General features: G+C 38.7%; 16 protein-coding genes. 5 read left to right on the top strand and 11 right to left on the bottom strand.

From position 1 onward, the window contains the following. Positions 1–95 precede the first annotated feature (95 nt). Positions 96–1619, bottom strand: coding sequence for a fumarate hydratase (locus ND2E_RS13835; RefSeq protein WP_033093271.1), 1524 nt, complete (start codon positions 1617–1619; stop codon positions 96–98). 247 nt (positions 1620–1866) lie between these two features. Between ND2E_RS13835 and pabB the strand changes: the two genes are divergently transcribed. The 3 genes from pabB (at position 1867) to ND2E_RS13820 (ending at position 5816) form a co-directional block, all read left to right on the top strand. Then, positions 1867–3312, top strand: coding sequence for an aminodeoxychorismate synthase component I (gene pabB, locus ND2E_RS13830; RefSeq protein ID WP_395858413.1), 1446 nt, complete (start codon positions 1867–1869; stop codon positions 3310–3312). Between the two features lie 95 nt (positions 3313–3407). Beyond that, positions 3408–3983, top strand: a complete 576-nt coding sequence (locus ND2E_RS13825) for a CoA pyrophosphatase (RefSeq protein WP_033093272.1) — start codon at positions 3408–3410, stop codon at positions 3981–3983. Positions 3984–4439: 456 nt separating this feature from the next. Continuing rightward, positions 4440–5816 (top strand): L-serine ammonia-lyase, encoded by a 1377-nt coding sequence (locus ND2E_RS13820; protein ID WP_033093273.1) that lies wholly within the window; start codon positions 4440–4442, stop codon positions 5814–5816. 137 nt (positions 5817–5953) lie between these two features. Here ND2E_RS13820 and ND2E_RS13815 read toward each other — a convergent pair whose 3' ends face one another. Then, positions 5954–6778, bottom strand: coding sequence for a sterol desaturase family protein (locus ND2E_RS13815; protein ID WP_033093274.1), 825 nt, complete (start codon positions 6776–6778; stop codon positions 5954–5956). After that, positions 6775–7236 (bottom strand): SRPBCC family protein, encoded by a 462-nt coding sequence (locus ND2E_RS13810; RefSeq protein WP_033093275.1) that lies wholly within the window; start codon positions 7234–7236, stop codon positions 6775–6777. Before ND2E_RS13810 ends, ND2E_RS13815 begins: the two co-directional genes overlap by 4 nt. Before the next feature lie 525 nt (positions 7237–7761). On the opposite strand from ND2E_RS13810, the gene purU reads away from it, so the two are divergent. Next, positions 7762–8640, top strand: coding sequence for a formyltetrahydrofolate deformylase (gene purU / locus ND2E_RS13805; RefSeq protein WP_033093276.1), 879 nt, complete (start codon positions 7762–7764; stop codon positions 8638–8640). 499 nt (positions 8641–9139) lie between these two features. Here purU and ND2E_RS13800 read toward each other — a convergent pair whose 3' ends face one another. The 5 genes from ND2E_RS13800 to rppH form a co-directional block, all read right to left on the bottom strand. Further along, positions 9140–9991, bottom strand: a complete 852-nt coding sequence (locus ND2E_RS13800) for a thymidylate synthase (protein ID WP_033093277.1) — start codon at positions 9989–9991, stop codon at positions 9140–9142. Next, on the bottom strand, positions 9991–10890 hold the full coding sequence (gene lgt, locus ND2E_RS13795; protein ID WP_033093278.1) for a prolipoprotein diacylglyceryl transferase: 900 nt from the start codon (positions 10888–10890) through the stop codon (positions 9991–9993). The genes ND2E_RS13800 and lgt overlap by 1 nt, the downstream gene beginning before the upstream one ends. 174 nt (positions 10891–11064) lie before the next feature. Next, positions 11065–11859, bottom strand: a complete 795-nt coding sequence (locus tag ND2E_RS13790) for a sulfite exporter TauE/SafE family protein (RefSeq protein WP_033093279.1) — start codon at positions 11857–11859, stop codon at positions 11065–11067. Positions 11860–11937: 78 nt separating this feature from the next. Next, positions 11938–14292, bottom strand: coding sequence for a phosphoenolpyruvate--protein phosphotransferase (gene ptsP, locus ND2E_RS13785; RefSeq protein ID WP_033093280.1), 2355 nt, complete (start codon positions 14290–14292; stop codon positions 11938–11940). A gap of 151 nt (positions 14293–14443) precedes the next feature. Continuing rightward, positions 14444–14959: an RNA pyrophosphohydrolase gene (gene rppH / locus ND2E_RS13780; RefSeq protein ID WP_033093281.1), complete on the bottom strand. Its 516-nt coding sequence runs from the start codon at positions 14957–14959 to the stop codon at positions 14444–14446. A 151-nt stretch (positions 14960–15110) separates the two neighbouring features. Here rppH and mutH point away from each other — a divergent pair, with 151 nt between their 5' ends. Further along, positions 15111–15779 carry a DNA mismatch repair endonuclease MutH gene (gene mutH / locus ND2E_RS13775; protein ID WP_033093282.1) on the top strand — a complete coding sequence of 223 codons (669 nt, stop codon included), beginning with the start codon at positions 15111–15113 and terminating at the stop codon, positions 15777–15779. Between the two features lie 12 nt (positions 15780–15791). Here the strand turns inward: mutH and ND2E_RS13770 are convergent, their stop codons facing one another. The 3 genes from ND2E_RS13770 to ND2E_RS13760 form a co-directional block, all read right to left on the bottom strand. Further along, positions 15792–16724 carry a D-hexose-6-phosphate mutarotase gene (locus ND2E_RS13770; RefSeq protein ID WP_033093283.1) on the bottom strand — a complete coding sequence of 311 codons (933 nt, stop codon included), beginning with the start codon at positions 16722–16724 and terminating at the stop codon, positions 15792–15794. Positions 16725–16892: 168 nt separating this feature from the next. After that, positions 16893–19100 carry a patatin-like phospholipase family protein gene (locus ND2E_RS13765; RefSeq protein ID WP_033093284.1) on the bottom strand — a complete coding sequence of 736 codons (2208 nt, stop codon included), beginning with the start codon at positions 19098–19100 and terminating at the stop codon, positions 16893–16895. A gap of 275 nt (positions 19101–19375) precedes the next feature. After that, positions 19376–20668 carry an amidohydrolase family protein gene (locus ND2E_RS13760; RefSeq protein ID WP_033093285.1) on the bottom strand — a complete coding sequence of 431 codons (1293 nt, stop codon included), beginning with the start codon at positions 20666–20668 and terminating at the stop codon, positions 19376–19378. Between the last annotated feature and the right edge of the window lie 7 nt (positions 20669–20675).

Below are 20675 nucleotides of genomic sequence, written 5' to 3' on the forward strand. Positions count from 1 at the left end.
ACACCTCCAGATTTCAGGCACAAAAAAGGCGCGATAAGCGCCTTTTCATCAAGTGCTAATGAGTAGTGACTAGCCTCAGCTAACTACCTATTAGATTAAGACGTTGCTTTGTCTTCAGCTTCTTGAATTTTAACTTTCCAAATTTCAGGGCCTGTTACATGAGCTGATTCGCCAGCGCTATCAACAGCAACAGTTACTGGCATGTCTTCTACTTCAAACTCATAAATAGCTTCCATACCCATGTCTTCAAAGGCAACAACTTTGGCTTTCTTGATTGCTTTTGATACAAGGTAAGCAGCGCCACCGACAGCCATTAAATAAACAGACTTGTGGTTTTTAATGCACTCAACGGTAGCTGCGCCACGCTCTGCTTTACCGATTGTGCCTAATAGGCCTGTTTCAGCTAACATCATTTCAGTAAACTTATCCATACGTGTTGCGGTTGTCGGGCCAGCAGGACCTACCGCTTCATCACCGATAGCATCTACAGGACCTACGTAATAAATAAATTTGTCAGTAAAATCTACCGGCAGTTTTTCGCCTTTAGCTAACATATCTTGAATGCGTTTATGTGCGGCATCACGACCCGTTAAAATGGTACCGCTAAGTAAAACAGTTTCACCTGTTTTCCATTCACTAATGTCAGCTTTACCTAAGTCATCAACATTTACACGACGAACATTTTCCCCAACTTCCCAAGTGATTTCAGGCCATTCTTCAAGCTTAGGTGGTATTAAATCAGCCGGACCCGATCCATCAAGGTGGAAATGAACATGACGAGTCGCCGCACAGTTAGGGATCATAACAACGGGCTTAGAAGCAGCATGTGTTGGCACTGAATTAATCTTTACATCAACTACGGTTGTTAAACCACCTAATCCTTGTGCGCCAATGCCTAATTTATTAACACGCTCAAAAATTTCAAGACGTAACTCTTCTTCCGCATTTTGTGGGCCACGAGCCATTAAGTCTTGAATATTAACTGGGTCCATTAAGCTTTCTTTCGCTAAGACGCCTGCTTTTTCAGCCGTACCACCAACACCTATACCTAACATGCCTGGTGGACACCAACCTGCGCCCATTGTAGGTAGTGTTTTAACAACCCAATCAGCAATCGAATCAGATGGGTTTAACATCACCATTTTAGTTTTGTTTTCACTACCGCCACCTTTAGCAGCAATCATGATTTCAAGCCCTGAGCCGGCAACCATATCAATATGTACAACAGCTGGTGTATTGTCTTTCGTGTTCTTACGTGCGCCTGTTGGGTCTGCAACGATAGAAGCTCGTAATGGGTTATCAGGATTTAAGTATGCACGACGCGTACCTTCATCAACCATTTGCTGCACTGTCAAATCAGTTTTATCCCACTGAACATCCATACCTACTTTAACAAAACAGGTAACAATACCAGTATCTTGACAAATAGGACGTTTACCCTGTGCAGACATACGTGAGTTAATTAAAATTTGTGCTATTGCGTCTTTCGCCGCCGTTGATTCTTCTTTGTTATAGGCTTTTTCTAATGCCTGAATGAAATCAATCGGATGATAATAAGAAATATATTGCAATGCATCTTCAATACTATCGATTAAGTCTTGTTGTTTAATGATGGCCATAGTGCTCTCTATTAACTTGAATATTCTTTAATATTCTTTATACCCTTTAATACTGGGTGGTTGAAAGTTATAATAATTCTACTTCATATAATAACCTGCTATTGAAAGTGCTACCAGTCTCTTATCACTGATAATAACTATTTAATTAGCGAATACGTAGAGTATGTAAACCTTGTTCAAGCCCACTAACAATACATTTACTTCTAGCATTAATGCCAACCTTAATAAGATAAAAAGCAAGGTATTAATTACAGCCAAAGAACTGCCTCTAAAAAGTGGTACTACTACAGAGGACATTTTTGCGCCTATAGCTCAACAACCTTGGGCAATGTGGTTAGACTCCGGCAATAGCGATCATATAGATAGTCGTTACGATATTTTAGTATGGCAGCCGATAGTAACCCTGACATCAAAGGGTAATAGTACTGACATATATTTTCCCAAATCAAAAAACACGGTCAAAAGCACTGACGACCCGCTTTTACTGCTTAAGCAACTGCAACTTCAGATCTTTAATCCCCCCAAGTCCCCACATGAATCCCTGCCTTTTTTAGGGGGAGCACTCGGTTATTTCTCTTATGATTTAGGCCGTCGATTTGAGCGACTACCTAACATAGCTAAACAAGACATTGATTTACCTGACATGGCTGTTGGACTATATGATCGCGCCGTTATTTTTGACAGCATCTCAGCACAGTTTTATCTAGTTTGCCCTGATGATGAACGCAATGAGATTGAATCGACATTAGTTAACTCAATGATCAGCTCAAATGAAACACTAAATAGCCTAAAAAATGAAGAAGAAACAAAGCACTTTCAATTAACAAGTAACTGGCAATCAAATATGGATAAAGCTGGTTACCTTGATAAATTTAATCAGGTGCAAAATTATTTACTGAGCGGAGATTGTTACCAAATCAATTTAGCCCAACGTTTTAGTGCACAATACCAAGGTGACGAATTCGAAGCATATTTAGCATTAAAGTCAGCAAATAAAGCGCCATTTTCTGCTTTTATACGCTTAGAAAATGCGGCTATATTAAGTGTATCTCCTGAACGTTTCTTGCAATTATCGCAAGGTAAGGTACAAAGTAAGCCAATTAAAGGCACAATGCCACGCAGTGATGATAAAGTGCAAGATACTAAAAATGCCGAGATATTAAGGCACTCAAGTAAAGATAATGCTGAAAACTTAATGATTGTTGATTTACTGCGTAATGACATCAGTAAAAGCTGTCAAGCGGGGTCGGTAAAGGTACCTAAACTATTTGATATTGAAAGTTTCCCTGCGGTACATCATTTGGTGAGTACCGTTGAAGGATCACTTGCTAGTGATAAACATGCAACTGATTTACTACGCGGCGCCTTTCCTGGCGGCTCAATTACTGGCGCACCGAAAATACGTGCCATGGAAATCATTGAAGAGCTAGAGCCTCACCGTCGCAGTGTCTATTGCGGCTCAATTGGCTATCTTTCTAATTGTGGCACTATGGATACCAGTATTACCATTAGAACCTTAATTTGTCAGCCTAGCGACATCTCAGCTAACGCCTCTGAGACTGATGAGAAGACAATTCATTGCTGGGCAGGCGGCGGATTGGTCGCTGATTCAACCGCAGAAAGTGAGTATCAAGAAACCTTTGATAAAGTTAATTGCATTTTACCTGTATTATCAAAGCTCAATCAGGTGTAGGATTTAACTAACACCTTAGTTAATGCCTTTCCTAAGACCTTAACTAAGCAAACAAATCAATACTAATTACGTAGTACTGTTAACGAGTGATGACAATGACTAAAGATGAATTTTTATTACGCTTTAACTTGCTACAGTTGACCGAATCTGAACATAACTATCAGCACCCATTACCGCTAAGGTCGGCAGCAGTACTCATCGCTTTGGTAGAATCGGACAGTGATGATGGTTTACAGGTATTATTAACAAAAAGAGCTAGCCACCTTAAACATCACCCTTCGCAAGTGAGTTTCCCTGGTGGAAAAGTAGAAAGGGAAGATAAATCACTAATAGATACTGCTCTTCGGGAAGCTTTTGAAGAAATAGGCTTGTCTCGTGAAGCGGTAACTGTGGCTGGACAATTGCCCCCCTATGAGACTATCAGTGGTTTTCAAGTTACCCCGATTATTGCCATTGTTGCCAGTTCTCAAATTTACCAAATAGATAAAAATGAAGTCACTGAAGTATTTCAGGTACCTTTACAACACTTTTTAACCACTACTGACCACCATGTATTTGTCGCCCATAGAGGGGGCAAACAACACAAGGTGCACTTCTTACCCTATAAAGACTATAATATTTGGGGTGCTACCGCGGTTATGCTCAAAGATTTAGTTGCCCACATAAACTAGTTGCTCCGCTAATATTATCTTATAGCCAAGCTAGTTGCAGATGAAGATTTTTATTCGCTATATAACCCAACTAAAATAAGACCTCCTCTATTTAGCCTCATCTATACTGCTACCTTATCAAAATTAATAGCACAGTATAAACCGGATCAAAGCCAGGCTGGCTGTGACTTCTCTTCAAGTGACTCGAATATATATTTCCTTATTAGTGCATTTAGTTCTTTAATAGTTGAATATTTTGGTTCTTTATTTGTTCACTTTCAGCTAGAATTACTACCGATAAAAAGAATCGACAATAATCCCATTATTCAGACAAAAACCAGTTATAATTCGGAAAATAGCGTAAAAATCTAATTTTGATATTGTAACAGCCCATATGTTCGAGCTTTCGCTTAGAGGGCATTGGGTCTATAATTAAAGAATAGTGCAAATTACATAAGCAGAGCGAAGGTAAAAATTATGATCAGTGTATTTGATATGTTTTCTATTGGCATAGGTCCATCAAGCTCACATACAGTGGGCCCTATGAAAGCAGCGAAACTTTTCGTTGATGAGTTAGTTAAACAGAATTTATTAACTAGCGTTGACAGAGCAAAATGTGAACTGTTCGGTTCATTAGGACAAACAGGTATTGGTCATGGCACGGGTAAAGCAGTTATTTTAGGCTTTACCGGACAAACACCTGAAGGCATTCCTGTTGAATCAATAGAATCGACCTTAGCCGACGTTGTAAGTAGCCAAAAAATATCACTTAACGGTACTCACGAAGTTAGTTTTCCTAAAGATGACGCTATTATTTATCACCGTAAAAAAACCTTGCCTGCTCATTCTAATGCTATGACTTTGTATGCCTACCAAGGAGATAGCTTGCTATTAGAACAAACCTATTATTCTATTGGTGGTGGTTTTATTGTTGAAGATTGTGACTTCGAAAAAGAAAAAGATGAAGCATTAACGCTACACACCAGCATTAATCCTCCTCATGTATTTTCTACTGGCGATAAATTACTCCATGAAGCCAAAGAGCATGGTTTAAGCATTAGTACCATTATGATGAATAATGAAAAGTGCTTAAACGATGAAGCGACAATACGCACTAAATTAATTGAAATTTGGCATGCGATGAAATCAAGTGTCGACCGAGGAATTGCTACAGAAGGTATTCTCCCTGGTGGCCTAAACTTGAATCGTAGAGCCCCTGCCCTTCATCGCGCCTTGATGGTAGAAAATTCTAACGATCCTCTTAACGCTATGGACTGGGTTAACTTGTTCGCAATGGCGGTAAATGAAGAAAATGCATCAGGAAGTCGCGTAGTTACCGCACCAACAAACGGCGCTGCCGGTATTCTTCCCGCGGTACTTTGTTACTACGACAAATTTATTAAACCTGTTACCGATGATGATTGTATTCGTTATTTACTTACCGCTGCAGCTATCGGTATTTTATATAAAACCAACGCATCAATTTCTGGTGCTGAAGTAGGCTGTCAAGGTGAAGTTGGTGTTGCTTGCTCAATGGCCGCAGGTGCATTAACAGAAATAATGGGCGGAAGTCCTTCACAGGTGGAAAATGCTGCTGAAATTGGTATGGAGCATAACCTCGGTTTAACTTGTGATCCTGTTGGCGGGTTAGTGCAAGTACCTTGTATTGAACGAAATGCAATGGGTTCAGTTAAAGCAATAAACGCTTCACGCCTTGCCCTTCGCGGTACAGGCACACAAAAAGTATCTTTAGATAAAGTAATCAAAACCATGTGGGAAACAGGTAATGATATGAAAACTAAATATAAAGAAACATCACGTGGTGGTTTAGCGGTTAACATTATCGAGTGTTAAAAACTATTCTTGGCGCTATTTAGATATCACTCGCAATTAATGATGACAGTTCAATAGCGTCAATACCGTTAAAATTTCAGAGCTCCAATAAGTAATACTTACTGGAGCTTTTTTATTTAGTCATTTCTTTAGCGCTTTTATTTTTCAACGGAACTTGTTGGATAGGTAAATAATACCCGATACTTAGCTTTTAGCCCTTTTGCATCAACAGTTTTTTTAAATAGATAAACCCACTGATGGAAACTAATATAAAATGGGTTGTTGGATTTTATTTGACCAACAATACCATAACGACAAGGACCATTTTTCTCAGTATTTTCTTCAACATAAGTGCCAAACATCTTATCCCAGATAATTAATACACCGGCAAAATTTCTGTCTAAATAGGCTTTATTGGTGGAGTGATGCACTCGATGATGAGAAGGCGTATTAAATATTTTTTCAAACCAACCTAACTTATGTACTATCTGAGTGTGAACAAAAAATTGATACGCTAAATTCAGTGCAACTACGGTAAATACAGTAATAGGGTCAAAGCCGATAATGATCATCGGCATCCAAAAAATCCACATACCTGCTAGTGGGTACATCAATGATTGTCTAAATGCGGTTGAGAAATTCATATGAGTAGAGCTATGATGCACAACATGAGCGGCCCATAACCAATGGATATGATGTGACGCTTTATGAAACCAATAATATAGAAAATCTTGTAATAAAAATGCGATAAAAATAGTCGCAAAGTTGAGTGAGATTTCAAATACTGCAAATTGATGTAACCAATAAAAAAAAGGCATTAATACGATTAAAGAAAGTGCATCAGAGCCTTGGTGTAAAAGTGCTAACGCCGTATTTGATAAACTGTCTTTAATGTCATACAGTTTACGGTGCTTAATAAATTCGTAAACAATGAAAGTTAAAAATATTGGACTTAATGCCAGTAATATTATTTCAATACTCATGCGGCATCCTCCAAAGAAATACGCTCGTTAGCAAAGTGCAGTGCTAATTTTTTCATCGCCTTGCGAATATCATTACCAACAAAGAACTTTAGCAAAAAAGAAGGCAACCATTTAGGTCCATTAAATTTAATCACGTAGTTAAGCTGCGTGGTTTGATTGTCTTCGCCACGTGACATTAACTGAATATCGCCATGATGATCTGATACCGGATAGTTACCAACAATCTGATAACAAATATGCTCATTACTGGCACTTAATATCTCTTCCTCAAAGACTACTTTTCCAATAGAGACTTGACGAATAGCACCCTTACCGCCGATAAACTCACCACTGTTTTGTGATTTAACTAAGTTAAATTTGGCATTAAAAAATCGATCTAACTGTCGATGTTCTAATAACACTTGCCTCACTTTTTCAGCAGAAGCCAATATTTTCTGTGTCACTTTAATGGTGATCATAAGTCTCACAAAATAATTCATACACGCGTTTAATTAAATCGATTCAACCAGAATTAGTCTGAAACAACAAGCCTTTATTTTCTACGATAGAATAAACTTGGCATATAACAATCGGCGAGACTTGTGTAAACCGAACATTTCTCATCTTAATCTATGTGCGCTGATGACAAGTAAAGCGGGGATATATCTTAAGTTAATCGAAACTCATGCATGAATAAATAGACTATGATTCAAATAAACACTGTCTAGCAAAAAATTGTTAATTCTATCTTCACTAAGGCGATTATTCACATTTTCGTCTAGGTGCAGATACGTTATAATGAGTTGTTCATAATAGTTTTTTTTGACTATATTTGGTTATGGCTCAGTAAGTCAATTTAGAATACGGCTTAACCATTATTTACATAACACCACAGCCCCTAAAGTTTTTTCAAACACTTACGGGAATACATATCGACAATAATAAGCCGCATAAGTTTGGACTTAAGAACTTAGCGTTTATTAAATTAAAGTAGAGGATCGAAAATGTCCGATATCAAACCAGTATCGCAAACCCACATTATCACCGCGAGTTGTCCTAGCCAACCAGGTACGGTTGACGTGGTTACCCGTTTTTTATTTGAACAAGGGTTTTATATTAACGAAATTCATTCATTTGATGATACCGATGAGAGTCGTTTTTTTATACGTGCAGAGTTTAGAGCCGATACTGCGACAAACTTTAATCGAGATGACTTTTGCCAAGAATTCGGTGAACGCGCAAGTGAATTTGACATGAAATGGGAACTGGCATCGAGTCCTTATAAGTCTAAAGTTGTCATCATGGTATCTAAGCATGATCATTGTCTTAATGACTTGTTATACCGCTACCGTACTGGTGATCTTAGTATTGAAATTCCTGCAATTATTTCTAATCACCCCGATCTAGAAGAGTTGGCTAAATGGCATGATATTCCTTATTACCACCTACCAATCACTAAAGAAACTAAGCCTGAGCAAGAAGCGAAGGTTTATAAAATTATTCAAGAATGTGATGCCGATTTAGTGGTATTAGCACGGTACATGCAAGTACTCTCTCATGATTTGTGTGAAAAACTTTCCGGCAAAGCCATTAACATTCACCACTCTTTATTACCTGGTTTTAAAGGCGCAAGACCTTATTATCAAGCCTATGATCGTGGTATTAAGTTGGTTGGCGCTACAGCGCATTATGTCAGCGACGATCTTGATGAAGGGCCAATTATCAGCCAAGGTGTTGAAACAGTTGATCACAGTTATTATCCTCAAGATTTAGCGGCTAAAGGACGTGATATTGAATGTTTAACGCTAGCCCGAGCGGTGAGCTGTCATATTGAGCATCGAATTTTCTTGCACGGTAAAAAATCCGTGGTATTTGCTAAGTAATACCTAGTAAGCGAGTACAAGACCACAAAAAAGGCCACTTTATCAAGTAGGCTGGTAGAATATTAAGGGATGATTTTCATCCCTTTTTTACGTCAACTCATTGAATTCATTAAACTTGCAAAACTAAATCTTCTTGTTGAAACATAAGTTTGCACATTATTTTTCATTAAAAACAATAGATTATGTGTCAATCCGTATTAAGCAATAATTAAGTCTAATAATATCAACAGGTTAAAATATATATTTTTGTTTTTTTATTTCAATTTCATAAAGTTAAAATCCTTTTAAATCAAAGTATTAAAAAGCAAAGTTTAGATGAGTAACCTAACCGCATAATATTAAAAGAAAAAAGCCCGTAAACTTATCATTTACAGGCTTTTTAATAACCATTTAATGTGGCTTTGAGGGGAGTTTTTGTAAAAAAATATCCCTCAGTTTCCTACCGTCCTATTTATCAAGTGGCCTTTTTATTTAAATAATTTAGCAAGACTTTTAATAATTACACAGCAAATGGGTACTTAATCGCGTCATGGCATTGATAACCTTCAACTTTGAAGTCATCCATTGTCACCCAGGTTTCAAGATCTTCTAACGACTTGATATCAGGGTTAATGATAAGCTTTGGTAAAGCTAGCGGCTCACGTTTGAGCTGCACTTCCTTCATCAGTGGTAACTGATCTTCGTAGATATGCGCATTCACTATTTTGTGATATGCCATACCGGCTTTCTTACCTGTTATTTGCGCCATTAACGCTAGAAAAGCAAAAACTTGAACTTGGTTAAAATTAAGTCCTAGCGGCACATCACATGAACGTTGAAAGCTAGTTAAATGCAAAGTATCGCCAAGTAATGAAAAGTTATGGGTATGCATGCAAGGTCTTAAACAGCCCATATGAAATTCACCTGGATTATAAAAGGTCATGATCTCAGCACGATCATCAATACCATTTTTAAGGTTATCAACAATCTTTTTCAACTGGTCAATAGTTCCACCATCAGGCTTCGCCCATGCTCGACCTTGAATACCATAAACGCGGCCCATATCGTCTTCACCTTTACGGTGAGCGTTATTAAGCCAAGCATCATTTAAATTAGCATTAGCATCCCAGGTTTTAGTGCCCAATTTACGGAAATCGGCAGCGCTATCATAACCACGAATATAACCTATAAACTCAGCAATAGCCGATTTGAAAAAGCTTTTACGTGTGGTGATTAAGGGAAATTCATTTTTACCAACATTGTACTCTAAATCAGCATTAATTACGGTCAAACAACGTTTGCCAGTACGCTCATTTTCAACCCAAGTGCCTTGGTCAATAATACGTTGACATAAATCTAAATAAGCGCGCATTAATTATTTCCTTTTACTGTTTTTTTACCTGATTTAGAAGCTGATTTTCCGCCCGCTGTATGCGACTTTTTGTCCTGAGCTGAACGTCCTTGAGCAATAGCTGATTTCTGTTGCGATACATATCCTAAATAAATAATAAGCATACCCACTAAGATCATTGGAATACTCAAAATTTGCCCTTTAGAAATAAAAGAGAAGTATAAACCAAGGTGCGCATCTGGTTCACGGAAAAATTCAACAATACTTCTAAAGACACCATAGCCAATTAAAAAGGCACCAGATGCTAATCCAAGACTGCGAGTTTTACGACTAATAATATATAAGATGGCAAAGAGTACAACTCCCTCTAAAGCAAACTCATACAATTGCGATGGGTGACGTGGTACTTGTAGTGGATCTGTTGGGAAAACCATTGCCCAAGGAACATCCGTTTGACGCCCCCATAACTCTGCATTAATGAAGTTACCTAAGCGTCCCATACCTAAACCAATAGGAACTAACGGTGCGACAAAATCGCCCACAGCTAAAAAGGATTTATTGGTTTTACGGGCAAAGATATAGATCGCCAGTATCACGCCCAATAATCCTCCGTGAAAGGACATACCGCCTTGCCATATTTCTAACAAGTAGAGAGGGTCTGATAAGAAGTATTCGAATTGATAAAAGAGTACATAACCAACACGGCCACCGAGAATAACACCTAAAAATCCATAAAATAATAAGTCACTCACTTGGTCACGAGTCCATAGACCATGACTTCTATCTGCCGCTTTATTTGCCATAAACATAGCCGCAAGGAAGCCGATAAGGTACATAGTGCCATACCAACGTAGTGAAACCGGGCCAATACTAAAGATGATTGGATCTATCACCGGGAATTGTAAAAACTTATCTGTCATTGCTTGTCCATCTCTAATAAGTAGAGGTTAAAAGTAGAAAATTAGAACTAAAAACTATTATAAAAAATATTTCAAAACTGTTCTGTTCATGTCGCCATAATAGGTGATAAAACAAAATCTTTTATTTCGCAATATTATACGCTGTAAAGTCGCAAAGTACTCACAGAAAAAGCATTAAACCATCATCATTTTCAAAGCGACGAAAATAAGAAATACAGCAAAGCATTTCTTCAAGGTTTTTACCGGTAGTTTACCCGCATATTTAACACCTAATGGTGCGAGTATTGACGAACTTACCACAATACCTAAGAGCGCTGGCAAATATAAGTAGCCTAAACTCAAATCAGGGAGATCCGGTGAGTTAAACCCCGTAATAATGTAGCCAAGAGAGCCAAACAGCGCAACCATCACACCACAAGCCGTGGCAATACCAATTGCGTGTCGAACCGGGACACCAAAAAAACTCAAGGAAGGTACAAGAATTGCTCCGCCGGCAATCCCCATTAAACTTGAGATGATACCCGTGATAAAGCTAAGTAATTGCAATACATATGCAGCGGGTAGCGACCTTTGCTTAGAAACATTTATCGAGAGCAACATGTAAGCGGCAAGTAACATAACAACAAAAGAGAAAAAGCCAGTCAATGCTTCACTTGAAAGAGAATCCGCAATAAAAGCGCCTATTAATGCTCCCACCGCAACTAATATCAATAACTGTCTTGCTAATGGCCAGGGAATATTACTTTTTCTATGATGAGCATAAGCAGCACTGGTTGAAGTAATAACAATTGCGCCTAGCGAGGTGCCTAACGCCATGGGCATAACCACCTCATTACTTATTCCAACCATAGGCAGTAAATACGCTAATGCAGGCACGATAATAAGACCACCGCCAATACCCAGTAAACCAGCTAAAAAACCAACAACGCTACCTAATACGAGACAAGAAATTAAAACGGTTAAAATCATTCAACTGTGCGGTAAGACCGCTCCTAACTATGAAATAAAACACTGTGTGGCATAAAGTTTTTTAGAGTTGCATGACCACTAAAAACCTGCCCGAATAAAGCCACCTAGGCCAAGTGCTTCAAGCTGTTCATTAAGATAACTATGTACTTCCTTAGCGGTGGTCAATGTTAATGCTTTATCTAAAATATTCTGTGCTTGTTCAAATGAAATATGACGAATAACCCACTTAATACGTGGGACGTTATGGCCATTCATACTTATTTTGTCAAAGCCCATTGCCAATAATAAAATAGCCCCTGCAGGTTGTGAGGCTAACTCGCCACATAAACTAATGGGCGTTAAACATTGCGCTGATTGTTGTGCGATACTATTTAACGCATTTAATACTGCAGGATGAAAAGCATCATATAAATTGGCGACTTGACTATTGTTTCGATCAACGGCTAATAAATACTGGGTTAAATCATTACTACCCACAGAAAAGAAATCAACGCGTTTAGATAAAGCTTCCATTTGAAAAATAACAGAAGGCACTTCCAGCATAATACCGACTTTAGGTCTTACTACTTTGGCTGTAACCGCCTGTGCTTTTTGTTGTGCCTGCTGTAGGGTTAAATGACCATCTTCATTACTCGCAGACATAAGCTCTGTCGTTATATCTTTGGTCAATTCAGCTTTAAGTTCAAAAAAAGCCTGATTAATTAATCGATTCGCTTCATCAACCTCTTCAACACCTGAGATCATAGGTAACATAATCTCTAAGTTATTTAACCCTTGATTTGCCCGTAACATGGCACGTACTTGTACCAAGAAGATTTCTGGGTGATCTAAGGTTATCCGGATACCTCGCCAACCAAGAAAAGGGTTTTCTTCATTAATGGGGAAATATGGCAGTGATTTGTCGCCGCCAACATCAAGGGTTCGCATGGTGACACCGTGTTTAGGAAAAACCTGTAATACTTTACGGTATAACTGCGTTTGCTCTTGCTCTGACGGAAAACAGTTACGGTTCATAAACGGAATTTCTGTACGATATAAACCTATACCCAAGGCACCAAGTTTAGCTGAGTGCTCAAAGCCAGCAGATAAACCAGCATTAAGTAATACTTCAATTGCTCTACCATCTTGGGTAATACAAGGTAATGAAGCAACTGCCATTACTTTATCGGTAAGGGCTTTTTCTTGGCTTAATAAATATTGATATTCTTTTATTAACCCTTCATCTGGATTAATAAATAACTCACCACTGTAACCATCAATTATCGCTTGCTGCTGATGTAACTGACCAAGCACTAAAGCGTTAACTCCCATTATGGCAGGTAGCCCTAATGAGCGCGCTAAAATGGCGGCATGGGAGTTATTAGAGCCCGACAATGAAATGATGCCTAACAACCCTTGATGTTGATATTGTGCCACCAATGAGGCGCTGACATCTTGGGCCAACAAAATAAATTCTCTGGGTAACTCCAGTTCCTCTGCTGCTTGCTGCTGAATATTAACCAGTAAACGGGTACCTAAATCTCGAATATCACTAGCGCGCTCTCGAAAGTAGCTGTCTTCAATGGCTTCAAACTGAGTGATGTAATGCTCTATTACAAGTTTTAATGCACTATCTGCACGCCAACCCTTTGATATTTTAGCTGCAACTTCGTTGCCTAAGCTTGCTTGATCTAACAATTGTTTATACACGTCAAATATAGCTAAGCTGTCATCATCAATGGACTTGCTCAATTGGTTACTTAGTACATCAAACTCGATACGTGTTTTTTCTACCGCTTGTTCAAAACGTAATAATTGTTTCTCGCTATCAGGGGATTTTTTTAATGAGATCGCAGCAAGGTCTGCCTGGGGTTGGCAGACAATAATTTCACTTAGCGCAATCCCAGGCGCGCCAGCAATACCATGCAATTGCTTTACACCATGATTTTTTTGCTGCTGGTGACTTAATAAATTTTTAACTTCGGCATTGGCCAAAGCACTGGCAAGTTGTGCCGAGAGTGTCACTAAAAAAGCTTCATCATTTTCAGTATAGTAACGTGATTCTTTTTGCTGAATAGCTAAAATCCCAAGTACTTTACGTTGATGAATAATAGGAGTACCTAAAAAGGCATTGAATTCTTCTTCTTCAACTTCTGGGGCATGGATATAATCTTGATGCTGCTGGGCATCAGCGATGTTTAATGGCTCTTCTCGTTGACCAACTAAGCCGACTAACCCTTCAGAGAAACCTATACTGGTCTCTCCTACTGATACTTTCGCCAAGCCATCAGAGGCCATTAATAAAAAATGTTGGTGGTGATAATCAGCGAGATAGATCGAACAACAATCTGTTTTCATCGCTTTCTTTACACTGTAAACCATGCGTTCAAGGGCATTTTGCAGTTCAGCTTCTTGACTGAACTCTAATACGATTCGGCGCAGGGTAGTTAACATTTAATTCCTCAGTAATATTATTCGAGTTAATAAAGTTGTTCGAACGATATAATTAATGATTACTGTAAAGTGAATATTGATAAAAAAATAGCCCACAATAAAGTGGGCTATTAGGATTTACAATCATAGTAATAATTAGACACTATGGTAATTAAGCCCTACGTTTACGGCGATCAGGTCGTCTTTCGTACGTAAGTGGTAAAGCAAAATTAGCAAACTCTTTCATGACCATACGATAAACATCACGTTTAAAAGACACTACCTGTCTGACTGGATACCAATAACTCACCCATCGCCAATCATCAAATTCAGGATGCGAGCTATGGAGTAAATCAACGGAAGACTCAGCGGCAGTTAGTTTTAGTAAAAACCACTTTTGCTTTTGACCTATACAAACAGGTTTTGAGTCATGCCTAATATAACGTTTTGGTAATCGATATTTTAACCAATGCTTAGTTGAAGCAACAATTTTCACGTGTTCAGGTTTTAAACCAACTTCCTCATGTAATTCACGATACATGGTTTGTTCAGCAGTCTCACCTTCATCAACCCCACCTTGTGGGTATTGCCATGAATGTTGTCCATACCGCCTTGCCCAAAATACTTGTCCCCTGTCATTAATTATTACTATGCCGACGTTGGCGCGATAGCCTTCGGCATCGATCACAGGAACTCCTGACAATATATAAAATACTTGCCTCAATTCAACCATATTAACGTCAGTGGAGCAAATGATTACTTTAATTTTTTTAGTAAATCCATGATAATAGTCCGTAACCTTAGTAAGAAAATATTTCCTAGTTAATGTCGTTTCATTTATGAACATACCCTCTTCTGAACAAGCACTCATGCACAGAGCGCAAAATTTAGCCGGCTTAACGTTAGGTGAATTGGCTGAACAAGCAGGTATCGTCATTCCAACTGACTTAACGCGTAATAAAGGGTGGATAGGTTTATTACTTGAACATGTTTTAGGTGCTAGCGCAGGCTCTCGCCCAGAGCCTGACTTCCCGCACTTAGGCATTGAACTAAAATCCTTACCAATTAATGAGCATGCCAAACCGCTAGAAACAACCTTTGTCAGTGTTGCACCATTAACAGGTCTTGTCGGTGTGAATTGGCACAATTGTTATGTGCGCAAAAAATTAGCGCGAGTATTATGGGTACCCGTAGTCACACCTAAAGGTGTACCAATACATGAGCGTATCGTCGGCGCACCCTTTTTATGGTCGCCTAATGCTGAAGAAGAAGCGTTATTAGCACAGGACTGGCAAGAGCTTACCGACATGATTGTGCTAGGAGAAGTGGAAAACATCCATGGTAAACATGGACAAGTCATGCAGTTAAGGCCCAAAGCAGCCAACAACAAGGCAAGAACCCAAGCCTTTGATCGTAATGGTAAACCTTTTATGACCTTACCTCGAGGTTTTTACCTTAAGATTAATTTCACCCAAAGCTTGTTACAACGTTATTTGCGGATCAATTAAGGCTAGATAACCTTATTCACTTTCGTAGTGTTTGACAGTTATCTCTTGTGAAATAACAACGGTTTCAGCCGCGGGGATTGTTTGCCAACGAGTATTTGCCGCTTCTAAACAAACATATTCTTGCTCACCTTGCGGATGAATATCGGTCATAGTACTGGCTAATTCAGTCCCTGGATTCCATAAGACCCATTGCTGACAATTACCGCTTTTTATCTCAATTTTTCGCTGCCAGTTATGATCAATAAGAGTCATTTTTTCATCACTTTGATATTCCCGATCAATTTCGCCCACACAAGATACAGGCTCTTGTTGGGTATTTGAATTGCCCGTTAACTTGTCATGATAAGTACGTCCAGTAAGTGCATCAATACTAACATTGTTGGGATTACTGACGGTAAAATAACTATGTAGGGCGGCAGAGTATTGAACATCTTCAGAAGAGAGGTTGCTCATTGCGAGTGATTGTTTAAGGTTTTTTCCAAAAAATAGCGTTTGCGTTAACCTAAATGCATTAGGCCAGAGTGGGTGTTGATCATCACCACTTAACACTAAAACTAAAGTAACGCCGCTCTCATCTGCGTCAATACTTGCTATATGCCAAGGCAACTGACGAGCAAAACCATGGTTCAGCGTTTTAAGGGTTATCGTTGGATTTTCAGTAAGATATTCATTTTGTTTATCATTCGCCCCAAACCATGGCCAACATAAAGGAATACCGCCACGAATAGCCTTGCCCACTTGATAACTCGCTTGCTCACTTAACCATAAAACATCTTTATGCCCATCAGGTTTAAAGCTTAAAACTTGACCACCATACAAACTGACCTTTGCTTGGCAATGGGCATGAGAAATACTGAGCCCTTCAAAACATTCCTTACCACTTTCTTGGTGTAGTGTGATTGCAGTAACTTGAGCATAATCATTGTCTAATGGTATTTTTGTCATGGGCTAAACTAATATGGTTAGGTTGTGAAACGTAAATTTTACTTTAAAAATGTGAAAACTCTATCAACAGACAAATTCTATAAAAAGGAAAGACTGTTTGATACCCTAAAATGTTACCTCACTGCTTTTACGTAACAACAGCTTGTATAAAAATAGCCATAACTATCACTACCAGTTTTTGCCAATAGATAAGAAAAATGAATGTTCTCCACTCGTGGCAAAGCCGACCCCAAATACTGCAGGTCCAAAACTGGTATCCGTGCCTAAGTAAATGCTACCAGAACTAATCAAGTCGTTATACTTAATCCTATCTTCAATGCCCCATACATTACCTGCTTCTACACTCGTGCCTAAATAGATAGGTAAACCTGAACCACCTGGAATTTCACGGCCTAAATCATATTGATAAACAACGGCTGCAAAGACTTTATGTACACCAATTAACGCATCTTCTTGGTAACCAGAGAGATTTAAAAAGCCACCTAATTCAGTAACATGGACGCTAAAGTCGCTCTCATTATCAATAGTAGCGAAGGAGGCAATTCCGACAAAAGTATGACCTCTGATCCCTATAGCGCCACGCCAATCAATGGTATAGGTAAACGCCGTATCTTTTTCTATATCACTTAATTGAGGAGAGTATTCATCTTTTAACCACTTCACTTCAATTAATAATTTATTACCATCGGTGGGGAAATTAATGCTATCAAGGGTATCGTAACCAAACGTTATAAAACTACCGTAACTGTCATAATCAAAATCATCAGTGCCTGGTTTATCAAGAGAAAGATCCCCCGTTTCTGCAATAATACCTAGCTCAATAATTCCCTTAAAAGAATAATCATAACCCAATGCTAGCGCTGCTTGATAATACTCCTTTCTGAGCTCTTCACGAAAACTTGTTTTTTCCCACTTATCTTGAGCAAAAGAGACCCTTGCTCGACTATAGATATCATGGCTGTGATTAAGCGGTTGATAGAACTCACTCGCCAGCAGACTTTCCCACCCTAATTCAAGCTCGTTTAACCAACGTCCGCCATTTACCGAAACATTTGTCATCAAATACGACATATTGATTGATGTAATCGACTGATCAGCAAAATCTGTTTTTAAGTTAAAACCAAAGTCAAAATAATTAGGCCCCCAAGACTTAGCTTGAGTCGTTAATGTAATAATTCGTCCTTCTGGCGAGTCTTCAAACTCAACCGTAACGTGTTCAAATTCATCTAAGGCATAGACTCTATTTATAGCTGTATCTAATGCTTCTTTCGTGAGCTCTTTTCCTAACTCAACGGCAAAAACTTTTTCGATGATGTCGTTCTCCACTTTGGAGTTATTGCTGATTTTAATTTCAGAAATATATCTAGGTAAAGCATCAAACCATTGTTGGGCCTTCAGTTTTTTTTGGTTTTTATAAGCTTGATAATCAACATCATTAATTGATAATTCCATTAAGGCTGCAGATTGTGCCTGAGCTTCATGCTCGCCTAAGGCCAAAGCTTGCGGCATAACAGACCAATCAGTAGTACTTAACTTATCAATTGCAGGGCGCAGCAAAATATCTTTTTCGGTAAGTAATGTTTTTTGCGCCAAACTGGTATTGTTGGTGAGAATGGTTGATAGCTGATTAAGCACAGATACCGTACTGGTTAGCTCACTTTGTTCTGCAAGTGGCGAACCAATATCAACAGCAATGACAATATCAGCGCCCATTGCTTTGACGACATCGATTGGCATGTTATTAGTGATACCACCATCGACGAGGGTTTTGCCATCAATAACCACCGCGGCAACTATGCCAGGAACCGCTGCTGAAGCTTTCATCGCTTCATTAACACTGCCTGAGTCAAGCACGACCATTTTTGCTGTGGCAATATCAGAGGCAACAGCACGATAAGGAATGGCTAAGTCATCAAAACTATCAAAAGAGCTCACCGTATCCGTTGAACGTTGCAGAATTTGGTAGGCACTTTGACCTAACAGCAAACCCGCTGGAACTTTAAATTCCCCCTCGCTGTAGCCTAATCGTATCGATAAATTATACCTATCGCGATGTTGTTTTTTATCGTAAGCCAATGACTCTCTGGGGATAAAATCAGAATAGCCATCATCCCAAGGCATGCCGAGCATAATGGCTTCAATATCACTGACTTCATAACCTAACGCATACATACCACCAACATAAGCACCAATACTAGTGCCCACAACATAATCAACAGGAATATTATGCTGTTCAAGCACTTTAAGCACACCTATATGAGCAGTACCTTTAGCACCGCCACCACTTAATACCAGACCAATTTTGTCTCTTGCATGGGCAGAGAAAGCCAACGTAGTCAGTGGAAGTATTAAAGATAAAAAAATAATGAAACGCATGATAGTTGCTTATAAAAGAGTTAGTTAAGAATGAGAATGACTCCAATCATAGAGATCAGAGGTAAAAATACAAGTTTATTCTCTTTAAGCACGGCAATGATTATATCGAACTATACAGTCAAACAGATGACTCAAGGTATCCATTGCAGTAACTAAAATAGAAAGTCCCATATGAAAAGTAAAGCTTAACAGATGGGACTAATGTAACCTTGTTTAACCACTCGATATCCATACATTAATTATGTGGTTAATTATCTGCTTTTGATTTTAAAAAATCATTTAGTATACGCTCTTGGCAGATTCGTTTCAGCAGTATAACGTTCGCGCAATGCATCTTGACGAGACTTTAATGACATAGCTTTTCCATTAATCCACATCGCATCAACTTTACTGCTTATTTCAAATGGGTCACTACTCCACAAGACTAAATCAGCATTTTTCCCCACGGCAATACGTCCTGAGTTTAAGTTAAAACTATCAGCAACATTGGCAGTAATTGCCGCTAAAGCAGTAGTTTCACTAACGCCATTGGCAATAGCGACCCCCGCATCAAAGCGCAATTGATTGATATTATAACTTTCACCACTATTACTGATAATCACTTTTATGCCCGCATCAGTCAGCTTAGCAACATTGGTAAGCGAGTTATGTAATGAATCAAAACTACTGGGCAAATTATCAATTGCGCTCATCATCACAACAACATTCGCTTGAGCAATTTCATCACTTACCAATACCGCATCACTTGCCCCAGCAAGCACCAAATTCAGACTAAACTTCTTCTTCAATTTAAGTAATGCTAAGATATCAGTCGCCCTATCAGCATAAGCAATTAAAAGCTTATCACCCGATAATAACTCATACATGACTTCGTCAGCACGTGATGGCGATTCAGTCTCATTTTCTTCGTTGTCTTTTTTATTGCTGGCCTTCACTTTTTCATTGTTAGTTAATTCTTTTTGTGCATCTTCAAGTTCATTATTCAATGTTTGAAGCTTTGTTGCGCGCGAGCCTTTTTCTGAAGAGCCTAGTGAAGCAATCACCGCATTTTTCGGCATGACCACGCTGTCAAAATCTCCTGATAAATTAACAACAAAACTTTGGCCAGTAATAACTTTTTCACCACCATAAGGCATAACGACACTACTCGTAATCCCACCTTTACGTGCATAGGCAATTAACGTAGATTTAGGATTAAATGCTAAACTCGCATCGAAAGTAATATCGGCTTTTTTATCCGAACTATCACGTGTATTAGATACTGCACCTACTTCAACTAAACCAAGTAAGTTATTCGTTGCAATAAAACCTGGGGTTAAAATGCGTCCCTTGGCATCAACCGTCGTATCGACACTCAGTAATTCAGGAACTTCATCATTACGGTATACAGCAGTAATTTTTCCGTTATCTAACACAACAGTTGCTTGAGATAGCACGCCTTTTTTCGCTACCGTGTAAACAGTAGCATTAGTTATTGCGATTGATTCAGCCTGAACAACACAGGTTGTTAAAGTTAGTGCGCCAAGCAAAACATAGCGCAATGAAGTAAGTAATTGGGTATTTTTCATTGTGATT

Source organism: Colwellia psychrerythraea, from assembly GCF_000764225.1.
In the GTDB taxonomy this organism is placed as follows: Bacteria; Pseudomonadota; Gammaproteobacteria; order Enterobacterales; family Alteromonadaceae; genus Colwellia; species Colwellia psychrerythraea_D.

Coding starts and splice junctions, on each gene's coding strand:
- ND2E_RS13835 (WP_033093271.1), bottom strand. CDS start 1,619: ATGGCCATCATTAAACAACAAGACTTAATCGATAGTATTGAAGATGCA.
- ND2E_RS13825 (WP_033093272.1), top strand. CDS start 3,408: ATGACTAAAGATGAATTTTTATTACGCTTTAACTTGCTACAGTTGACC.
- ND2E_RS13820 (WP_033093273.1), top strand. CDS start 4,440: ATGATCAGTGTATTTGATATGTTTTCTATTGGCATAGGTCCATCAAGC.
- ND2E_RS13815 (WP_033093274.1), bottom strand. CDS start 6,778: ATGAGTATTGAAATAATATTACTGGCATTAAGTCCAATATTTTTAACT.
- ND2E_RS13810 (WP_033093275.1), bottom strand. CDS start 7,236: ATGATCACCATTAAAGTGACACAGAAAATATTGGCTTCTGCTGAAAAA.
- purU (WP_033093276.1), top strand. CDS start 7,762: ATGTCCGATATCAAACCAGTATCGCAAACCCACATTATCACCGCGAGT.
- ND2E_RS13800 (WP_033093277.1), bottom strand. CDS start 9,991: ATGCGCGCTTATTTAGATTTATGTCAACGTATTATTGACCAAGGCACT.
- lgt (WP_033093278.1), bottom strand. CDS start 10,890: ATGACAGATAAGTTTTTACAATTCCCGGTGATAGATCCAATCATCTTT.
- ND2E_RS13790 (WP_033093279.1), bottom strand. CDS start 11,859: ATGATTTTAACCGTTTTAATTTCTTGTCTCGTATTAGGTAGCGTTGTT.
- ptsP (WP_033093280.1), bottom strand. CDS start 14,292: ATGTTAACTACCCTGCGCCGAATCGTATTAGAGTTCAGTCAAGAAGCT.
- mutH (WP_033093282.1), top strand. CDS start 15,111: ATGAACATACCCTCTTCTGAACAAGCACTCATGCACAGAGCGCAAAAT.
- ND2E_RS13770 (WP_033093283.1), bottom strand. CDS start 16,724: ATGACAAAAATACCATTAGACAATGATTATGCTCAAGTTACTGCAATC.
- ND2E_RS13765 (WP_033093284.1), bottom strand. CDS start 19,100: ATGCGTTTCATTATTTTTTTATCTTTAATACTTCCACTGACTACGTTG.
- ND2E_RS13760 (WP_033093285.1), bottom strand. CDS start 20,668: ATGAAAAATACCCAATTACTTACTTCATTGCGCTATGTTTTGCTTGGC.